This window comes from Streptomyces sp. SN-593 (genome assembly GCF_016756395.1).
Classification (GTDB): domain Bacteria; phylum Actinomycetota; class Actinomycetes; order Streptomycetales; family Streptomycetaceae; genus Actinacidiphila; species Actinacidiphila reveromycinica.
On record NZ_AP018365.1, the window covers coordinates 4,476,900 to 4,495,453 of the forward strand.

15 protein-coding genes are annotated in these 18,554 nt (G+C 74.6%); 7 read left to right on the top strand and 8 right to left on the bottom strand.

The window, feature by feature from the left end; all coding sequences use genetic code 11:
* Window positions 1–218: 218 nt before the first annotated feature.
* A complete protein-coding gene (locus RVR_RS18830; protein ID WP_202234960.1) occupies window positions 219–1,658 on the bottom strand; it encodes a purine-cytosine permease family protein in 1,440 nt (479 codons plus the stop codon).
* Between the two features lie 131 nt (window positions 1,659–1,789).
* Entirely contained in the window at window positions 1,790–2,758 is a 969-nt protein-coding gene (locus RVR_RS18835; protein ID WP_202234961.1) for an SDR family NAD(P)-dependent oxidoreductase, read from the bottom strand.
* Window positions 2,759–2,869: 111 nt separating this feature from the next.
* On the opposite strand from RVR_RS18835, the gene RVR_RS18840 reads away from it, so the two are divergent.
* The 3 genes from RVR_RS18840 (at window position 2,870) to RVR_RS18850 (ending at window position 5,667) form a co-directional block, all read left to right on the top strand.
* The gene (locus RVR_RS18840) at window positions 2,870–3,436 is read left to right on the top strand and encodes a TetR family transcriptional regulator (RefSeq protein ID WP_202234962.1); all 567 of its coding nucleotides are present in this window, start codon (window positions 2,870–2,872) and stop codon (window positions 3,434–3,436) included.
* A 153-nt stretch (window positions 3,437–3,589) separates the two neighbouring features.
* The gene (locus RVR_RS18845; protein ID WP_202234963.1) at window positions 3,590–4,447 is read left to right on the top strand and encodes an SCO6745 family protein; all 858 of its coding nucleotides are present in this window, start codon (window positions 3,590–3,592) and stop codon (window positions 4,445–4,447) included.
* 317 nt (window positions 4,448–4,764) lie between these two features.
* On the top strand, window positions 4,765–5,667 hold the full coding sequence (locus RVR_RS18850) for a VWA domain-containing protein (RefSeq protein ID WP_202234964.1): 903 nt from the start codon (window positions 4,765–4,767) through the stop codon (window positions 5,665–5,667).
* Between the two features lie 66 nt (window positions 5,668–5,733).
* Here RVR_RS18850 and RVR_RS18855 read toward each other — a convergent pair whose 3' ends face one another.
* The 4 genes from RVR_RS18855 to RVR_RS18870 all read right to left on the bottom strand — a co-directional run bounded on the left by RVR_RS18855 (window position 5,734) and on the right by RVR_RS18870 (window position 10,544).
* The gene (locus RVR_RS18855) at window positions 5,734–6,612 is read right to left on the bottom strand and encodes a carbohydrate ABC transporter permease (RefSeq protein ID WP_202234965.1); all 879 of its coding nucleotides are present in this window, start codon (window positions 6,610–6,612) and stop codon (window positions 5,734–5,736) included.
* Complete coding sequence (locus RVR_RS18860; RefSeq protein ID WP_272933093.1) at window positions 6,609–7,907, bottom strand: carbohydrate ABC transporter permease; 1,299 nt, start codon at window positions 7,905–7,907, stop codon at window positions 6,609–6,611. The genes RVR_RS18855 and RVR_RS18860 overlap by 4 nt, the downstream gene beginning before the upstream one ends.
* Before the next feature lie 167 nt (window positions 7,908–8,074).
* The gene (locus RVR_RS18865; RefSeq protein WP_237404840.1) at window positions 8,075–9,316 is read right to left on the bottom strand and encodes a sugar ABC transporter substrate-binding protein; all 1,242 of its coding nucleotides are present in this window, start codon (window positions 9,314–9,316) and stop codon (window positions 8,075–8,077) included.
* Between the two features lie 124 nt (window positions 9,317–9,440).
* A complete protein-coding gene (locus RVR_RS18870) occupies window positions 9,441–10,544 on the bottom strand; it encodes a LacI family DNA-binding transcriptional regulator (protein WP_346731460.1) in 1,104 nt (367 codons plus the stop codon).
* A 186-nt stretch (window positions 10,545–10,730) separates the two neighbouring features.
* Between RVR_RS18870 and RVR_RS18875 the strand changes: the two genes are divergently transcribed.
* Window positions 10,731–13,121, top strand: a complete 2,391-nt coding sequence (locus RVR_RS18875) for a glycogen debranching N-terminal domain-containing protein (protein ID WP_202234966.1) — start codon at window positions 10,731–10,733, stop codon at window positions 13,119–13,121.
* 60 nt (window positions 13,122–13,181) lie between these two features.
* A complete protein-coding gene (locus RVR_RS18880; protein ID WP_202234967.1) occupies window positions 13,182–14,159 on the top strand; it encodes an acetylxylan esterase in 978 nt (325 codons plus the stop codon).
* Window positions 14,160–14,260: 101 nt separating this feature from the next.
* Here RVR_RS18880 and RVR_RS18885 read toward each other — a convergent pair whose 3' ends face one another.
* Complete coding sequence (locus RVR_RS18885; RefSeq protein WP_202234968.1) at window positions 14,261–14,887, bottom strand: DUF998 domain-containing protein; 627 nt, start codon at window positions 14,885–14,887, stop codon at window positions 14,261–14,263.
* A 280-nt stretch (window positions 14,888–15,167) separates the two neighbouring features.
* On the opposite strand from RVR_RS18885, the gene RVR_RS18890 reads away from it, so the two are divergent.
* The gene (locus tag RVR_RS18890; RefSeq protein ID WP_202234969.1) at window positions 15,168–16,319 is read left to right on the top strand and encodes a peptidoglycan recognition protein family protein; all 1,152 of its coding nucleotides are present in this window, start codon (window positions 15,168–15,170) and stop codon (window positions 16,317–16,319) included.
* A 38-nt stretch (window positions 16,320–16,357) separates the two neighbouring features.
* Here RVR_RS18890 and RVR_RS18895 read toward each other — a convergent pair whose 3' ends face one another.
* The gene (locus RVR_RS18895; protein ID WP_237404841.1) at window positions 16,358–17,533 is read right to left on the bottom strand and encodes a TDT family transporter; all 1,176 of its coding nucleotides are present in this window, start codon (window positions 17,531–17,533) and stop codon (window positions 16,358–16,360) included.
* 70 nt (window positions 17,534–17,603) lie between these two features.
* On the opposite strand from RVR_RS18895, the gene RVR_RS18900 reads away from it, so the two are divergent.
* Complete coding sequence (locus RVR_RS18900) at window positions 17,604–18,539, top strand: LysR family transcriptional regulator (RefSeq protein ID WP_202234971.1); 936 nt, start codon at window positions 17,604–17,606, stop codon at window positions 18,537–18,539.
* The last annotated feature ends 15 nt before the right edge of the window (window positions 18,540–18,554 follow it).

Genomic DNA, 18,554 nt, shown 5'->3' on the forward strand with positions numbered 1-18,554 from the left:
CGGTGTGCTCGGGGCCGGCCCGGTCCGCGTCGGCCCGCGCCGCCCCTTCCGCCTTGGCCCGTCCGGCCTCCGCCGGGACGGCCGCCGGCCCGCCCGTGCCCGGCCCGCCCGCGTCCGACCCGGCGCCGCCCACCCTGCCACCGTCCTTCTTCCGTCCGCGTTCCTCCGCCCCCGACCGGGCCATGGTGCCACGGCCGTCCGGGGGCCGGCGCGGGGCGTCACGCCGTCCCGGTCGCCTCCAGCGACGCGGCCTCCGCCTCGGCCAGTTCGATCTCGGCCGCCACGTCGATGGTGCGGGCGAGCCACCAGTACAGCAGCCCGGACACCGGCAGGCCGATGAACAGCGAGATGTCCGCGCCGTTCAGCGCCTTGGCCGCGGGCCCGGTGAAGAGGGTGCCGACCGAGAAGAACGGCACCATCGCGCCGAAGCCGACCAGGTAGGAGATGATCCCGCGCCACCCCCACCGGCCGTAGACGCCGTGCGGCTTGAAGATCTCCGCGATGGCGTAGTGGCCGCGGCGCACCACGTAGTAGTCCATCAGGTTCACCGCGGTCCACGGGATGAACAGGTAGAGCACCAGCAGCAGGAAGTTGTTGAAGTTCGTCAGGAAGTCGGACGTCGCGGCGAGCGCCCCGGCCAGCGACAGCGCCGCGGTGAGCACGAGCGTCAGCAGCCGCGCGCCGATGGTCGGGCGGATCTTGCGGACCGAGTCGAACGCGCTGATCAGCGTCAGCGAACCGCCGTACATGTTCAGCGCCGTGACCGAGACCAGGCCGAGCGCCGAGAAGACCAGCACCACCGCGCCGAAGCCGTCGAAGACCTTGTCGCCGGCCGCGTCGATCGACGCGATGGTGTCGAAGTCCTTGCCCGCCCACGCGGCGAGCAGGCACCCGAGCACCATCAGCCACGCGCCGCCGAGCGCCGAGCCGAAGTACGTCCAGTAGAAGGTCCTGCGCACGGTGACGTCCGGCGGCAGGTAGCGGGAGTAGTCCGACACGTAGATCGCCCAGCTGATCTGGTAGCCGGCCACCACCCCGAACTGCGCCAGGAACGGCGTCCAGCGGAAGCCGCCGAGGTCGAAGGACCCGGCCGGGTAGTGCAGCGTCACCAGCACCCCGACGGTGAAGACGCCGAAGACGGCCAGGAACACGTAGGTGAGGACCTGCTCGGCGCGGTGGATGACGTCGTACCCGACGAACGCGACCACCAGCGCGAGCACCGTCACGCCCGCCACCCACCACTTCACCCCGCCGTGCGCGGTGTGGCTCATCGCCTGGCCGGCCAGGATCGTGTTGAAGACGTTGAACCCGGCGTACTGCACGTACGCGAACAGCCACACCAGCAGCGCGCCGACGTAGCCGAACTGCGGCCGGGACTGGATCATCTGCGGCAGCCCGAGCTGCGGCCCCTGCGCGGAGTGGAACGCCATGAAGAACGTGCCCAGCGCGGTGCCCAGCACGATGGATATCAGCGACCAGATCAGGTTCCCGCCGCCGGTGATGCTGATCAGGCCGACGGCGAGGGTGGCGATCTGCGCGTTCGACATGAACCACAGCGGGCCCAGGTGCCAGAGTCTGCCGTGCCGCTCGCGCAGGGGGACGTAGTCGATCGATCGGACTTCCAGACCCGGTACACGGGGTTGCTCGGTGGTCGTCACGCCGCCTCCTGGGGGTTCACCGGCCGTACCCCTCCCTCGTCGTCGGGGCGGGCGTCGCTGGGCTGGTGACCCTCTTTCCGCGGCGGGAACCGCGGAAACCGGAAGATCCCCGGGAGGGTTCGGGAGCGGCGTCAGGCGTGGCCGAGCGGGTCGGTCTCGGCGGCGGTCGCGCCGTCGGCGGTGGTGGACTCGCTCAGCTCCCGGTGCTGCTCGTCGGAGGCGAGCAGGGCGCGGCCGGCGGCGGTGGCGTAGCGGAAGGCGTCGGCGCCGACGAGCAGCCGCAGCGGCGGGTCGGGCAGGGCCACGACGTCGAGGACGAGGCGGGCGACCTTGACCGGGTCGCTCGCGTTGGTGACCGAGCCGGAGCCGTGCCGGGCCGCCGAGACGCCCACGGTGGGTTCGTACTCCGGCCGCACCGGGTCGATCCGCATCGAGGAGCCGGCCCAGTCCGTGGACATGCCGCCGGGTTCCAGCACCGTGACCTTGATGCCGAGCGGGGCGACCTCGGCCGCGAGCACCGAGGAGAAGCCGCCGACCGCCCACTTCGCGGCCTGGTACGCCGACAGGCCCGGGGTGGCCAGCCGGCCGCCCACGGAGGAGACCTGCACGACGTGGCCCGAGCCCTGCTCGCGCAGCACTGGCAGCGCCGCCTGGGTGAGCCGGACCACGCCCAGCAGGTTGGTGTCGATCTGCGCGCGGAAGTCGTCGAAGGCGACGTCCTCCACGGCGCCGACGTTGGCGTACCCGGCGTTGTTGACCAGCACGTCGAGCCGGCCGAAGCGGTCGACCGCGGTGCGCACCGCGGCCCGGGCCTGGTCGTCGTCGGTTACGTCCAGGGGGACGACGGCGAGCCGGTCGCCGTAGCGCGCGGCGAGGTCGTCCAGGGACTTCGGCGAGCGGACGCCGGCCACCACGCGGTGCCCGGCCTCGGCGGCGGCCACCACGATCTCCCGGCCCAGCCCGCGGGAGGCCCCGCTGACCAGGAAGACGGCGGAGGCCGGGGCGGCCGCGGCCCCGCCGGCGGCGGACCCGGGGGCGGAAGAGGGTGCGGACGAGGACGGTGCGGGTGAGGAGGGTGCGGGTGAGGACGGGGACGTCATGGCGGGGCTCCGGTCGGGAGAAATTACTGACTAACCGGTTGATTAGTAATTCCATGAGACTCCTCGCCCGGCCCTTTGTCAACTATCCGGTTAGTCGATAAGCTGGGTGCCATGACCAGGGATGCGGAGGCGACCCGCCGCCGGCTGCTGCGCGCGGCGACCGAGGAGTTCGCCGCGTACGGCATCGCGGGAGCCCGGGTGGACCGGATCGCCGCCGCGGCGCAGAGCAACAAGGCGCAGATCTACCACTACTTCGGCAGCAAGGACGGCCTGTTCGACGCCGTCTTCGACGCCATGTGCCGCGAGACCGTGGACGCGGTGCCGATCGACCCGGCGGACCTGCCCGGGTACGCCGGCCGGCTCTTCGACTCCTACGAGGAGCGGCCCTGGGTGCAGCGCCTCGCGACCTGGTACCGGCTGGAGCGGGCCGGCAGCGGGACGCTGATCGCGGTGGTGACCGAGAGCAACGCGGCGAAGATCGACGCGGTCGCCGGGGCGCAGCGCGACGGCCTGCTGCCCACCCGGTTCAGCGCGGAGGAACTGCTCGGGCTGGTGCTGCACCTGTCGGGCTTCTGGAGTGCCAACACCCCGGAGTTCGACGCGCGGCTGGCCGGACAGGGGGCGGTGCGGCGGCGGAAGGTGGTCACGGACGCGGTGGCGGCGCTGATCGCGGGGTGAGGGGCGAGGGCGGCCGCGAGCGGACCGGCCGCCGCCGGCGCGCGTGCCGCCTGCCACGGGCTCACCAATTGCCCTTTTCGGAGCGGAAGTTGGGAACCGGCCAAGGTCGTACTCGCGGGTAGACTTCCGGCCCGCCGTGCCTACGATGGCCGCATGACACTCAAGGCAGCCCGGCACTGCAACGCCGCGCTCAACCCGCTGCACTCGCTGATCTACTTCGCGCCCGAGGCCGAGCGGGAGTACACCGCGATCGGCCTGGAGCCCGGCGGCATGGGGTACTTCGCCAGCCGGTCCGCGGCCATGGGCGCCGTGGGCGCGGGCACGGTGGCGGCCACCTTCTACAACTTCAACCCCGCGCTGATCGCCCGGTTCATCCCCCGTGCGTGGGAGGCCGCGCAGCCGTCGGCCGTGCTGGACGCGCGGTTGCGGGCGGTGGAGGGCGCGCTGCGCCGGGTACTGGGCGAGGACGCCGCCGACGACCCCGAGGTCGCCGAGGCCGCCGCGCTGGCGGCCACCGCCACCGAGGCGTGCGCCGCCCCCGGCCGCCCGATGTACGCCGCCCACGCCGACCTCGACGCGCCGAAGGCGCCGCAGCTCGCGCTCTGGCACGCCGCCGCGCTGCTGCGCGAGCACCGCGGCGACGGCCACATCACCGCGCTGGCCGGTGCCGGGCTCGACGGCCTGGAGGCGCTGATCACCCACACCGCGACCGGTGCGGCCTTCACCCCGGACTTCGCCCGCGCCACCCGCGGCTGGAGCCAGGAGGAGTGGGACGCCGGCTGCGAGCGGCTGCGCGAGCGCGGCCTGCTCGACGCGGACGGCGCCCTCACCCCGGCGGGCACCGAACTGCGCCGCGAGATAGAGGACACCACCGACCGGCTGGCCGTGGACCCCTACCGCCACCTCGGCGAGGCCGGCACCGCCCGCCTCACCGAGATCGCCGCCCGCCTGACCCGTAAGGCCGCGGAGAACGGCGCGTTCCCGGCGGGCCTCTCGGCGGCGCCGAAGTAGCCCCGGACAGGTCCTGGCGGTCCCCGTGCCCGCGGGGCCGGGCATCCGAGCGCGTCCGGCCCCTCCGGCGGCCGGCGCGGCCGTACGCCCCGGCCCGTTCGCACCCGGCGTCGAGCGTCCGGCGTCCCGTGTCCGTCCGGCGTCCGGTGCCCGCGCGCGGCCTGGCGTCCGGCGGCCGCGGGCGGTACGCCCCGGCCCGGTGGCGGGAGGTGCGGGCGGGGCCGCTGCGGTGCGGGAGGCGCGAGGGCGCGGTCCGGCACGGGATCTTCGGCCGAACGGGGCGCGCCGCGGGGCCGGGTGGAGCAGAATCACGGCGCATGGCCATCGACTACCGCAAACGTCCCCGGATCGACTACCGCAAGGCGGTGGCCGGCCCCGGCGGCGGGCGCCGGGCCGACCCCGCCGCCTCGGACGCCGCCGCTTCGGGCCCCGCAGGTCCGGGCCCCGCACTTCCGGGTGGCGCAGGTCCGGGCGGCGTTCCGGGCGCCGCGGGCGCCCGGGGCTCCGGCGGGGCGATCAGCCTGGAGAAGGTGGCCGCCCGGGCGCCCGGCCTGGTGGACCTGTACAAGAAGGCCGCGGTCTCGCTGGCCAAGAACCGCGTGGGCGGCCGGCGCGCCGCCGTCTACCTGGTCCTGGACCGCTCCGGCAGCATGCGGCCGTACTACCGCGACGGCTCCGTCCAGCACCTCGCGGAGCAGACCCTCGCGCTGGCGGCGAACCTCGACGACGACGGCGTGGTCCCGGTGGTCTTCTTCTCCACCGGGATCGACGGCACCGCCGAGATCGGCCTCGACTCCTACCGCGACCGGATCGGCGCGCTGCACGACGCGATGGGGCACATGGGGCGCACCAACTACCACCTCGCCATGCGGGCGGTGATCGAGCACTACCAGGCGTCCGGGGCGACCGACCCGGCCTTCGTCGTGTTCCAGACCGACGGGTCGCCGACGTCGCGGCCGGAGGCGGAGCGGCTGCTGTGCAAGGCCGCGGAACTCCCGCTGTTCTGGCAGTTCGTGGGGTTCGGCGACGACGAGTTCCGCTTCCTGCGCAAGCTCGACGACCTCCCGGTGCCCGGCCGCCGCCTCGTCGACAACGCCGGCTTCTTCCCGGCCGGCCCGGCGCCGAGGGAGATCTCCGACGGCGACCTCTACGACCGCCTCCTGGCGGAGTTCCCCTCCTGGCTCGCCGCGGCCGGCGCCGCCGGCATCCTCCCGGACTGACCGGGCCGACCCGGCAGACCGGGCCGACCGGGCCGACCCTGACCGGTGTCGGGGTCGGGGTCGGGCTCAGCCCTTCACGGAACCGGAGTTGGCCCCGCGCACGAAGTGGCGCTGGAAGACGAAGAACAGCACGGCGACCGGGACGGTGGCGAGCAGGGCCGCGGTGAGCTTGAGCGGGTACTGCGTGCCCGCGCTGAGGCTGCCGGAGACGAAGCGGGCCAGGCCGGTGGTCAGGGTCTCGTACTGGGGGGACTGGGTGGCCACCAGGAAGTGGGTGAACTCGTTCCAGGACGACTGGAACGACAGGATCGTCAGCGTGATCAGCGCCGGGCGGGCCATCGGCAGCACCACCGACCAGAAGGTGCGGAAGACCCCGGCGCCGTCCATCCGCGCGGCCTCCTCCACCTCCTTCGGCACCGACAGGAAGAACTGCCGCATGATGAACACCCCGGCCGCGTCCACCAGCAGCGGGACGACCATGCCGGCGTACGTGTCGAACATGCCGAGCTGGTTGAGCACCAGGAACTTGGGGATGAGCAGCACCACGCCGGGCACCGACAGCACCGTCAGCAGGCCGTTGAAGAGCAGGTTCCGGCCGCGGAAGTCCAGCCGGGCCAGGGCGTAGCCGGCGAGCGAGTCGAAGAACACCCGGCCGCCGGTGATCAGGACGGTGACCAGCACCGAGTTGCCCAGCCAGCGCGTGAACGGGATCGACTCGCCCCCGCCGCCCCCGAACAGCCGCCGGTAGGACGCCAGCGTGAACGGGTTCGGCAGCAGCGACAGCGGGTGCGCGGCCGCGTCGGGGTCGGTCTTGAACGACGTGACGAGCTGGATCACGAACGGCAGGACGTACACCACGCCCAGCAGCGTGGCCGCGCTCAGCACCAGCACGGTGCTCACCGGTCGGCGCTGCCGGCGGCCGGGGTTCCTGTGGATGACGCTCATCGGTTCCTCCCGAGGAGTCGGCGGCCGCGGCCGGGGTGCTCGCCGCGCTCCCGCAGCAGCACCCGCTGCACCAGCGTCATCAGCATGATGATCGCCAGCAGGACGAACGCGATCGCGGCGGCGTGGCCGTAGTCGCTGTCCTGGAAGCCGGAGGTGTACGACAGGTAGGCGGGGGTGAGGGTGGTGTTGCCGGGGGCGCCCTGGCTCATCACGTAGACCGCGTCGAAGACCTGCCAGGTGCCGATGAGCCCGAGGGTGAGCACCAGGAAGATCACCGGGCGCAGCGCGGGCAGGGTGACGTGGCGCAGCGACTGCCAGCGGCCGGCGCCGTCCACCCGGGCCTGCTCCTCCAGTTCGGCGGGCACGTCCTGGAGCGCGGCGAGGAACATCAGCATGAAGGTGCCCGACGTGGTCCAGATCGCCAGCACGATGATCGTGCACATCGCGATGGACGGCCCGGCCAGCCAGTCCCACCAGGACAGCCCGAGCACGCCGTGCGCGGCCAGCGCGTGCACCGGCCGGTCCGGGTCGACCAGGCCGACCGCCCCCAGCACCGACCAGACCAGGCCGTGCGCGTCGGTGAACCACTTCGGCCCGGTGATGCCCACCCACTTCAGCAGCGCGTTGACGGCGCCGCTGCCCTGGAACAGGAAGAGGAAGACGGTGGAGATCGCGATGGAGCTGGTGACGGACGGGAAGAAGAACGCGGTGCGCAGCGGCCCCTTGCGCTTCAGCCGGCGGCTGTTGACCGCCAGCGCCAGGCCCAGCGCGAGCACGGTCTGGAGCGGCACCACCAGCAGCACGTAGTAGAGGTTGTTGCGCAGCGAGATCATGAAGAGCTGGTGGGTCAGGCCGCCGCTGCTGCCGAACAGGTCGGTGTAGTTGCGCACCCCGACGAAGTCGGCCGCGGAGCTGAACGGGTCGGACTGGCCGTCCCAGTTCAGCAGGCTGACCCACAGCGCCATCAGGATCGGGAGCAGCAGGAACAGGCCGAGCACGATCACCATCGGGCTGACGAACAGCCAGCCCCAGCGGCCGTGGTGGCGGCTGGCGAGGCTGCCCCGCGGCCTCCCCGTCCTCCCGGACCGCCCGAACCCCCCGGACCGCCCCGACCCCCCGCTCCTCCCGCCCGGACGGGTCCGCCCGGGCGCCCCGGTCGCCTCCTCCGCCCCGCCGGGGCCGTCCGGCCGCGCGGTTCCGCCCGCGCCGCCGGCACCGCCCGGTCCGGCCGTCCCCGTCCGGCGGACCGCGGGCAGTGCGACGGCCGCCGCGCCGCCCTGCTGCTCCTTGCGCATGTTCCTTCCCTTTCGCCTGCCCGCTGGTCGGGTGCCGCCGGTCGTCCGGACCGCCCGCTGCCGTCGCGTCTCACACGCGTCTCAAAGGCGTCTCGTGTGTGCCTCGTGCGCGCGTCCCGTGCGCGCGCCTCGCGCCGTCGTGCCGGCCGCCACCGGCCGGCGCCACGTCACCCGCCGGACTTCAGCGCCGCCGTGCCGTTCTTCTGCAAGCTCGCGAGGATCGTCTTCGGGTCGGCGGTGGCCAGCCCGCTCAGATCGGTGTCGAACTGCGTCAGCACCTTCGAGAAGCCCGGGACCGTCACCGGCCCCTGCCCGTAGGACGCGCCGTCGGCGAACGCCTTGTTCGCGGGGTACTTCGCGCTGTACGAGGCGAGCGCGCTGGTGCGGGAGGGCAGCACGCCGTAGGCGCCGGCGAACGACAGCTCCTGCGGCACCGAGGTGAACGCCTTCACCAGCGAGACGGCCGCGGCGTGGTGGGCGCTCTTGTTGGCGATGCCCCAGCAGGTGCTGAACGACAGGGTGCCCTTGCCCGCCGGTCCCTCCGGCAGCGGCAGCACCTTGTAGCCGACCTTGGGGTAGTCCGCGCTCATCGCGCCGGTCAGCCAGTTGCCCTCGATGGTCATCGCGGCCTTCTGGGTGCCCAGCGCCTCACCGCCCCATCCGGTGTCCACCTGCTTGGGGAACTTCAGCACACCCTCCTTCAGCAGCTTCTTGACGTAGGTGAGCGCCTGGACGTTCGCGGCGCTGTCGGCGGTCACCGCGGTCTGGCCGGGGTCGGTGATCCAGCCGCCGGCCTGCTTCATGAAGACGCCCAGCTCGTTGTAGGAGGCGTCGACCACCAGCCCGGTCCTCCCGGAGGTGGTGAGCTTCTTCGCGACCGTCTCCAACTGCGGCCAGGTGGTGGGGTAGTCGGCGGCGGTCAGCCCGGCCTTCTTCCACAGGTCCGTGTTGACCGCCAGCGCCAGCGTGGACGTGTCCTTGGGCGCGCAGACGAACTTGCCGTCGTAGGAGAAGGACTTGCGCAGCGAGTCGGAGAAGTCGTCCTGGTAGGAGAGCTGGTCGCCGTACGCGTACAGCGAGTTGCCCTTCGCGTAGTTGGCGAAGGTGCTGGAGCCGACGTAGAAGACGTCCGGCGGCTTGCCGCCCGCCAGGGCCTGCCCGAGCTGCTGGTCGAGGTTCTGCGCCGGGGTGACCGTGACGGTGTTGCCGGTCTGCTTCGCCCAGGCGGCGGCCGCCGCCTTCACCGCGTCGGTCTCGGCGTCGCCGGACGAGCCGATCATCACGGTGAGGTGCTGCTTGCCTCCGCTGTCCTGCTTGCTGCTGGAGTCGCTGCCGAAGTTCGACGAGCAACCGGCCAGCAGGAGGGCGCCGCACAAGGCGGCGGGGGCGGCTCTGCGTACGTTCATCATCTCTCCGAGGCTGTACGGGTGGCGGGGTGCGGGTGCGGGTGCGGGTGCGGGTCCGTGTGCCGGTGCCGGTACGGGCCCGCGTGCCGGTGGGGGTGGGGGCCCGGGTGCGGACGGCCGGTGCGGGTCATTCCGGCCGCGGGCGGGGGTCGGTGTGCGCCGTCCCGGCTCCGTCCGGGCGCCGCGGCGCGGAACTCTCCCGCACCACCAGTTCCGGCGGGAGCAGGAGCCGTTGCGGATCGGCCCGCGGGTGCGCGATCCGGTGGACCAGCAGCCGGGTACAGGCGCGGCCCACCTCCTCCAGCGGCTGGTGCAGGCTGCTCAGGCTCGGCGAGAGCAGCGCGGCGGCCGGCGAGTCGTCGAAGCCGACCACGGCCACGTCGGTGCCCGGGGTGCGCCCGCGCTCGCGCAGCGCCCGGTAGACGCCCAGCGCCAGGGTGTCGCTGACGGCCACCACGGCGGTGACGGCGTTGGCGCCGTCCAGCAGCGGGGCCACCGCCTGCTGGGCCGCCTGCGCGTCGTCCTCGGCGGCCTGCCGCAGGCCGCGCACCGGCAGGCCGTGCCGCTCCATGGCCTCGCGCCAGCCGCGCGCCCGGTCGTCGCCGGACCCGGAACCGCGCGGCCAGCCGAGCAGCCCGATCCGGCGGTGGCCGGCGGCGACCAGGTGGTCCACCGCCTCGGCGGTGCCGTGCGCGCCGTCGACGTCGACCCAGTCGCCGACGTCGCGGGCGGACCAGGAGCGGCCGAACGCCACGAACGGGATCTCCCGCTTGGCCAGCCACGCCGGCCGCCGGTCGCCCCGGTGGGTGTTGCTGAGCACGAAGGCGTCCACCGAGTGGTCGCGCAGCAGTTGGTCGTACCGCTCCTGCTCGTCGTCGGCGCCGACCGGCGCGGCGAAGAGCAGCACCCGGTAGCCGGCCGAGTCCGCGGAGTCGGACAGCGCGTGCAGGAAGCGGTCGAGCACCGAGGTGGAGATGCTCGGCGGGGTCGGCGCGACGCCGTAGCCGATCAGCCGGCTGGAGCGGGTGCGCAGCGAGCGGGCGGCCTGGCTCGGGCGGTAGTCCAGGTCCGCGATCGCCCGGCGGACCCGCTCCAGGGTCTCGCCGGCGAGCAGGTCGGGGGAGTTCAGCGCATTGGAGACGGTCTGCGCCGACACCCCGGCCCGCTGCGCCACCATGGCCAGCGTCACCGCCTTGCCCCCATTGCCACCTGCGGCTTTGCCACGCGCCACCAACGGCCTCCCTCGTCGTCCGGGTTCCCGCGGCACCGCGTTGTCGACGCGGCGCTGCGTTTGATGGAACGATAAAATCCCCTTCAGGTGCTGGTTGGCAAGGGGTATGGTGCTATTTGATCGATCCAAGCGGGGGTCACCCCCTCGATCCACCGTCGTCCCGACGAGAGGCACCGCACCGTGAACATGGCTGTCCAGGGGCGCTCCGGCGCCGAACCCCCGTCACCCGCGGGCGCAGCGGAAGGGCTCCAGCCGTTCCTGCACGACGCCTGTACGACCGTGTACGCGCCGAGCCTGGTGCTCTCCCGTCGCAGCGGTGACCTGGCGGGCGGGGCGGACGGCTTCTTCCACGGCGACCGGCGTGCGCTGTCCCGCCTGGAGGTGCGCTTCGAGGCCGGCGGCGGCCCGGTGCTGCTGGCGCCGGTCGGGCACACCCTGCGGGCGGCCGACGAGACCGCCTACCGCGCGGTGCTGCGCGGTGTGGGCGAGACCACCGCCGACCCGGCCGTCACCCTCCACCGGGTGCGGCGCTTGACGCCCGGCCGGCTGCGGGAGACGCTGCGGATCACGAACTCCGGTGCCCGCCACGTCTCGCTGACCATGGTGGTGGCCGCGGGCACCGACCTGGCGCGGATGGACGATGTCAAGAGCGGCCGCTTCCCGCGGCGGCGGCCCGCGGCGGCGGGAGGCGCCGAACCCCACGGCTCCGACCGCCCCCACGGCTCCGACGACCCCCGCGGCTCCGACGACCCCCGCGACCCCGGTGGCCGCGGCGCTTCCGGCCCTTCCGGCGGCACCGGCGCACCTGACAGCGCCGAGGCCGCCGTGGACGCCGCGCACGCCGCGGCCACCGGCCTGTCCTGGCGGGACGAGGACGGGTTGTCGGTGCTGCTGGTCCCGATCACGGCGGCCCCCGACGCGACCGCCCCCGACGCGACCGCCCCCGACGCGGGGGCCCCGGACCCGGACGGCGCCGCCTTCGAGGCCGGCCCGTGCACCCGTGCCGGCACCCCGGCCGTGCGGCCCGAGGACGGCGAGCTGCGCTACGGCGTCGACCTCGCCCCCGGCGCCTCCTGGCAGGCCGTGCTCGAATGCACCGTGCACGACCCGCGGCCCGCGCCCTTCCCGGCGCCCGCCCCCGGCACCGTGGACTGGCCCCGGCCCCGGGTCACCTCGGCCGACCAGCGGCTGGACCGGCTGGTGGCCCGCTCGGTCGGCGACCTGGAACGGCTGCTGCTGACCGACCCCGACCACCCCGGCGACACCTTCCTGGCCGCCGGCGCCCCCTGGTTCCTCACCCTCTTCGGGCGGGACTCGCTGTGGGCGGCCCGCATGCTGCTCCCGCTCGGCACCGACCTGGCCGCGGGCACCCTGCGCACCCTGGCCCGCCGCCAGGGCACCCGCACCGACCCGCGCACCGAGGAGCAGCCGGGCAAGATCCTGCACGAGGTGCGCCGCGAGCCGCTGCGGCTGGCCGACTCCCGCGCGCTGCCCGCCGTGTACTACGGCACCGTGGACGCCACCCCGCTGTGGATCACGCTGCTGCACGACGCCTGGCGCTGGGGCCTGCCCGACGACCAGGTCGCCGACCTGCTGCCCCACGCGGAGGCCGGGCTGGAGTGGCTGGCCCGCCACGGCGACGCCGACGGGGACGGCCTGCTGGAGTACGTGGACAGCACCGGCAGCGGCCTGGCCAACCAGGGCTGGAAGGACTCCGGCGACTCCATCCGCTGGCGCGACGGCCGGCTCGCCGCGCCGCCCATCGCCCTGTGCGAGGTCCAGGCGTACGCGTACGAGGCCGCCGTCGCCGGCGCCGTCCTGCTGCGCGCCTTCGACCGGCCCGGCGCGGACCGCTGGGAGGAGTGGGCCGGCACGGTCCGGCGCCGTTTCCGGGAGAGCTTCTGGGTCGAGGACGCGCTCGGCCGCTACCCCGCGGTCGCGCTCGACGCGGACAAGCGCCCGGTCGACTCCGCCACCTCCGCCTTCGGGCACCTGCTCGGCACCGGGCTGCTGGACCACGAGGAGAGCGCGCTGCTCGCCGACCGGCTGGCCGGCCCCGACCTCGACTGCGGCTTCGGGCTGCGCACCCTCAGCCGCCGCAACTCCGGGTTCAACCCGCTCGGCTACCACGTCGGTTCGGTGTGGCCGCACGACACGGCGATAGCGGTGCACGGCCTGGTCCGGGCCGGCTTCCCGGCCCAGGCGGTGCCGCTCGCCAGGGGCCTGGTCGCCGCCTCGGCCGGCTTCGAGTCCCGGCTGCCGGAGCTGTACGGCGGCCACGGCAGCTCCTACGACGAGGGTCCGGCCCCCTACCCCGCCGCCTGCCGCCCCCAGGCGTGGTCGGCCGCGGCGGGCGTGCTGCTGGTGCAGGCCGCCCTCGGGCTCTCCGCCGACGTGCCCGCCGGCCGGCTGCGGGTGGACCCCGCCGCCGACGCCTTCGGACCGCTGCACGTCACCGGCCTGCGGGTGGCGGGCGGCCCGCTGTCCGTACGGCTCGACGCCGCCGGCCGGGTGGAGGTCCACGCCCCCGACGGGCTCGCCCTGGACGGCGTCCTGCCGCGGCCCGCCGGGGCCTGACGTCCGGCGCCCGCCGCCCCGCCCCACCCCGACCACCGCCTCACGCAGGAGGACCGCCCCGTGCCCGAGACCGACCTGCCGCTCGACGAACTGCGCCGCTACCTGCCGGACCGCCAGGAGCCCCCGGACTTCGACGCGTTCTGGGCCGCCACGCTCGCCGAGGCCCGCACCCACGACCGCCCGGCCGAGTTCACCCCCCACGACGCCCGGCTCACCGAGGTGCGCGTCTACGACGTGCGCTTCCCCGGCTACGCCGGCGACCCGGTGGCCGGCTGGCTGCTGGTGCCCACCGCCGCCCGCACACCCCGCCCCTGCGTCGTCGGCTACCTCGGCTACGGCGGCGGGCGCGGCTTCCCGTACGAGTGGCTGACCTGGCCGGCCGCCGGCTACGTCCACCTGCTGATGGACACCCGCGGGCAGGGCGGCTCGCTCCAGCCCGGCGCCACCGGCGACCCGCACGGCAGCGCAGGCTCCTCCTCGCCCGGCATGGTCACCCGCGGCATCCAGCGCCCGGAGGACTACTACTACCGCCGGGTGTTCACCGACGCGGTCCGCGCCGTGGACGCCGCGCGCGCCCATCCGGCCGTCGACCGGGAACGGGTCGTGGTGGCCGGCGGCAGCCAGGGCGGCGGCATCGCGCTGGCCGCCGCCGCGCTGGCCGACGGGGTCCGCGCCGCGGTCATCGACCAACCCTCGCTCTGCCACTACCGGCGGGCCCTGTCCGTGGTGGAGGGCAACGCCTACCGCGAGATCTGGACCTACCTGCGCACCCATCGCGACCAGGTGGAGCAGGTCTTCGACACCCTCTCCTACTTCGACGGCGTCAACTTCGCTGCCCGGGCCACCGCGCCCGCCCTCTTCGCGGTCGGCCTGATGGACGACATCTGCCCGCCCTCCACGGTCTTCGCCGCCCACAACCACTACGCGGGGCCGAAGGACATCCAGGTCTGGCCGTACAACCGCCACGAGGGCGGCGGACAGCACCAGGTGGTCCACCAGTTGGACTTCCTGCGGTCCGTGCTCGGCGAGGTGGGCTGACCGGGCCGGGCGGGGCCGGGGCGGGGCCGGGTGGATCAGCGGGCGGGGTTCCGGTCCGCCCGGGCGGACAGCCCCACGGAACGCGGGTTCCGGTCCGCCCGCTACGGCGTGCCCGGCCCCGTCACGGCCGGGCGCGGCCGGGCGCGGCGCCGGGCGTGCCACAGGCAGGAGGCCACCACGACCACCGGCCACGCCGCCTGCACCGAGGTCACGACGCGTTCGGCGACGCCCGCCGCTCCGTCCATCTCCACCTCGACCAGAAACCAGGCCGCCCCGGCCCACATCAGCGCGCTCACCGCCACCGACGGCACCGGCCGCAGCCCCCACGGCGCGCGCCGGCCGCGGCGGGTGGCGAGCACCGGCCACACGGCCAGGAGGGTGAAGCCGACACCGACCACGGCGCCGTGCGACAGGGAGCCCCCGCTGCGCGGCGCGGGGAAGACCGTCAGCAGGATCGCCGCCACCCCGCCGCCCGCCAGGCACAGCCGGCCGGCCGGCTTGGCCGCGTGCAGGCCCCACGCGGTGGCCACGTAGCTGCTCCCGACGGCGACGAGCGTGGCGGTCAGCACCAGGTAGCCGCGGTGGTTACCGGCCGCCAGCACGCTGATCGTCTGCGTCACCGGGTTGTACCCCGGCTCCTCCAGCAGGGTCGCCGTCGTGAAGCCCACGACCAACAGAACAGGGGCGCAGCTCGACGAGATCAGCGCCCACCAGGCCACAAGTCGCATCACTCCATCATAAAACCGTCATTTCCCCCGCGCGCTGCGACCGGTCCGGTCCCGCCGCCGTACCGGCCGCCCCGGGCCCGCCGTGCCCGCGCCTTCCCCCGTATACGGCCGGGCGCTCCGGCGCGGGTGAGAAGGGGCGCATGCGCGGTCTTTCCGGGACATCCTGCGGCGACCGCCGTGACGATCTCGAAGAGCTTCTGGTGGAGCGTCAGTCGGCCGCATATTCTCCGGGTGCCGTCGGCGGCGAGCAGAGGCCGCCGCGTTCGTCACGGGAGACTGCATGGGCGTCCACGAGCACGAGGTCGATCGGCGCACGCTGTTCAGAGCCGGCCTGGGAGGGGCGGTGGCCGCGGTCGTCGGCACCGAACTCGCCTTCCCCGGTGCCGCGCACGCCGCGGGCACGGACCCCGGGACGGCCTCGGCCGCGTTCCCCTGGATCATCGACTGCGACACCTGGGGCGCCCGCCCGCCGTCGAGCCCGATCCAGATCACCGGCAACACCACCAACAAGATCATCCTGCACCACATGGCGTTCCCGAACGTGACCGACTACTCGCGCGACCACGCGATGCAACTGGCCCGGGACTGCCAGGACCTGCACATGGACACCAACGGCTGGGCCGACACCGGCCAGCACTTCACCGTCAGCCGCGGCGGGTACGTGCTGGAGGGCCGGCACCAGAGCCTGTCGACGCTGGAGACCGGCGAGCACCAGGTGATCGCCGCGCACTGCCCGGGCGAGAACGGCAACGCGATCGGCATCGAGAACGAGGGCACGTACATCACCGAGACCCCGCCGCAGGCGCTGCTGGACTCGCTGGTCGAGCTGTGCGCGGCGGTCTGCCGGCAGTTCGGCCTGAACGCCTGGGACATCTTCGGCCACTGGGACTTCACCACGACGGACTGCCCGGGCATCGCCTTCTACGCGCAGTTCCCGACGGTCCGCCGCCGCGTGCTCGCGGCGCTGCGCACGCCGCACGCGCAGATCCCCGCCCGCCGCTGGCCCGACATCTGGCGGTTCGTCGACAGCCCGGTGGTGGAGGTCGCGCAGTACCTCCTCGACGCCGCGGGCTACGCGCTGGCCACCGACGGCGTCTTCGGCCTGGACATGAACGACGCGGTCGCCGACTTCCAGACCACGCACGGCATCCCGGTGACGGCGGACTGCACCTTCGACAGCGCCACCTGGGAGGCGCTCACCCCCCGCCTCGACCGCCACTCCACCGGACTGCCGGTCAGCGCCCTTCAGTTGATGCTCAGCCGCAAGGGGTACGGCGACGTGACGGTCAGCGGCGCCTTTGACCACGCCACCGCGAAGGCCGTGCAGGGCATGCAGCGCCTGCACGGCCTGGTGCCGGACGGCACGGTGGACCTGGGCACCTGGTGCGCCGTCGTCGGCGGTTCGGTGCGCGAGGCGTTCGGCCGCCACTGAGCCGCGCCGGGGCGGCCGTCACCGGACCGGGGCGGCCGTCACCGGGCGGGTTCGGCCGGCGCGGGACGGAAGAGGCCGCCGCGGGCGCTGCCCGCGGCGGTCCGGGCGCCCACGGTCAGCCAGGCGGCGGCGAGGAAGGCGTAGAGCGCGACGGCCGCGTCCTTCAGGGGCGTCGAGCCGAGGTGGACGGCCAGCGCGCCGGTGCCGGTGACGCAGGTGCCGACCGGGAAGGTGAAGCTCCACCAGGTCAGCGAGAAGGGCAGGCCGCCGCGCAGGGTGCGCAGCGTGATGCTCACCGCCAGCGCCAGCCACATCATGGCGAAGCCCCAGGTGGGCACGCCGTACAGGAAGCCGAACGCCCGGGCCGCGCCGGCGTAGGGGTGCGGCAGGGCGAGCGGGGCGACGTCGCCGAGCAGGTTGGCGGCGGTGACGGACTGGCCGAGCGGGCCGAGCACGATCCACAGGGTGGGGACCATGGCGGCCGGGCCGATCGCGTGGTGCACCAGCCGCGCCCAGACCTGGGTGATGATCACCACGCTCGCGAACAGGCTGATGCCGAACATCGCGTAGCAGCCCAGCAGCAGCGTCAACCGGCCCTGGCCGGGCGCCACATGGGGGACGAGCGCGGCACCGGTGGCGGCCGAGACCATGGGCGGCACCACCGGCATCAGCCAGCCGCCGAACGCGGCGTCGGCGGCCGCCCCGGCGCCGGTCATCACCCGGTACGGAATCCACACCGCGGTGACCAGCCCGAGCGCGGTGCCCGCGCTCCACAGCACGACGTCCACCACCAGGGCCGGACGGGCCCCGATCCAGTCCTGGCCGAGCGAGAGCGTGCCCGCGCCCACGGTGAGCAGCGCCATCGCCGGGGCGCCCCAGAAGTAGGCCGCCACCGGGTGGTGCGCGTGCGCCCTGGCCTGCGCCCGGTGCCGGGTCCAGTGCACCGCCCAGGCCGCGCTGAGCGCGGTCAGCAGGAACGCGGCGAGCGCCCAGACGGCGGTGGCGGCCGTCCGCAGGCCCGGCGCGTGCACGGGCAGGGTCGCCGCCGCGTTCGCGGTGATGCCGGTGCCCATGACCGAGGCGTACCAGTTGGGGCCGAGGTGCCGGAACACGTCGGCGGGGCGGTCGAGTTCGCGCAGCAGTCCCCAGGGCGGGCGGCGCGCCGGCCGGGGGCCGCCGGATCGCGGCGGTGCGGTGAGCGGCGAGGTGGTCATGCCCCCAGCCTCGGGCGGGTCCGACGGCGCGGGTAGGGAGCAGTCCGGCATGACGTCATAGACTCGGCTTATGCCCCTGACCAGCCGGGTGCGCGACCTGGGCCCGTTCGACCTGCTGCTGTCCGCGGCGCGCCTGGGCAGCCTCGGCGCCGCGGCGCGCGAGCACGGCATCAGCCAGCCCGCGGCCAGCTCCCGGATCAGGTACCTGGAGCGGCGGACCGGCGTCACCCTGCTGGAGCGCTCGCCGCAGGGCTCCCGGCTGACCGCGCCGGGCTCCCTGGTCGCGGACTGGGCGCGCACCGCGCTCGACGCGGCCGCCGCCCTGGAGGCCGGGCTGACCTCGCTGCACCGCACCGCGGAGGCGCGGCTGACGGTGGCCGCGAGCATGACCATCGCCGAGTACCTGCTGCCGCACTGGCTGGTCCGCTTCCACCAGGAGGTCGAGGGCACCGCGGTGGCCCTGACCACGGGGAACTCCGACGAGGTCGCCGCGGCCGTGCTGTCCGGGGCCGCCGCGATCGGGTTCGTGGAGGGCCCGGCGGTGCCGCGCGGTATCACCGCGCACCCGGTGGGGCGGGACGAGCTGAAGGTGATCGTGCATCCCGGGCATCCGTGGGCGCGCCGCCGGCCGCCGGCCGCCGTCACCCCGGACGAGCTGGCCGCGACCTCGCTGGTCAGCCGAGAGCACGGCTCGGGGACCCGGCTCTACCTGGAGCGCGCGCTGCGGGCCGGGACCGACCGCCCGCTCGCCGCGCCGGTCATCGAGGTCTCCTCCACCACCGCGATCAAGACCGCGGTGGCCGAGGGGGTGGCGCCGGCGGTGCTCAGCTCGCTCGCGGTCGAGCGCGACCTGGCGGCCGGCGCCGTGGTCGCGGTGCCGGTGGACGGGCTGGACCTGACCCGCACGCTGCGGGTGGTGCGCCGCACCGGCCAGGACTTCTCGGGCGCGGCCCGCGAACTCGCCGCCATCGCCCGCCGCCGGGCCCCCGCGCGCCCGCCCGCCTGACCCGGTTCCGCGCGC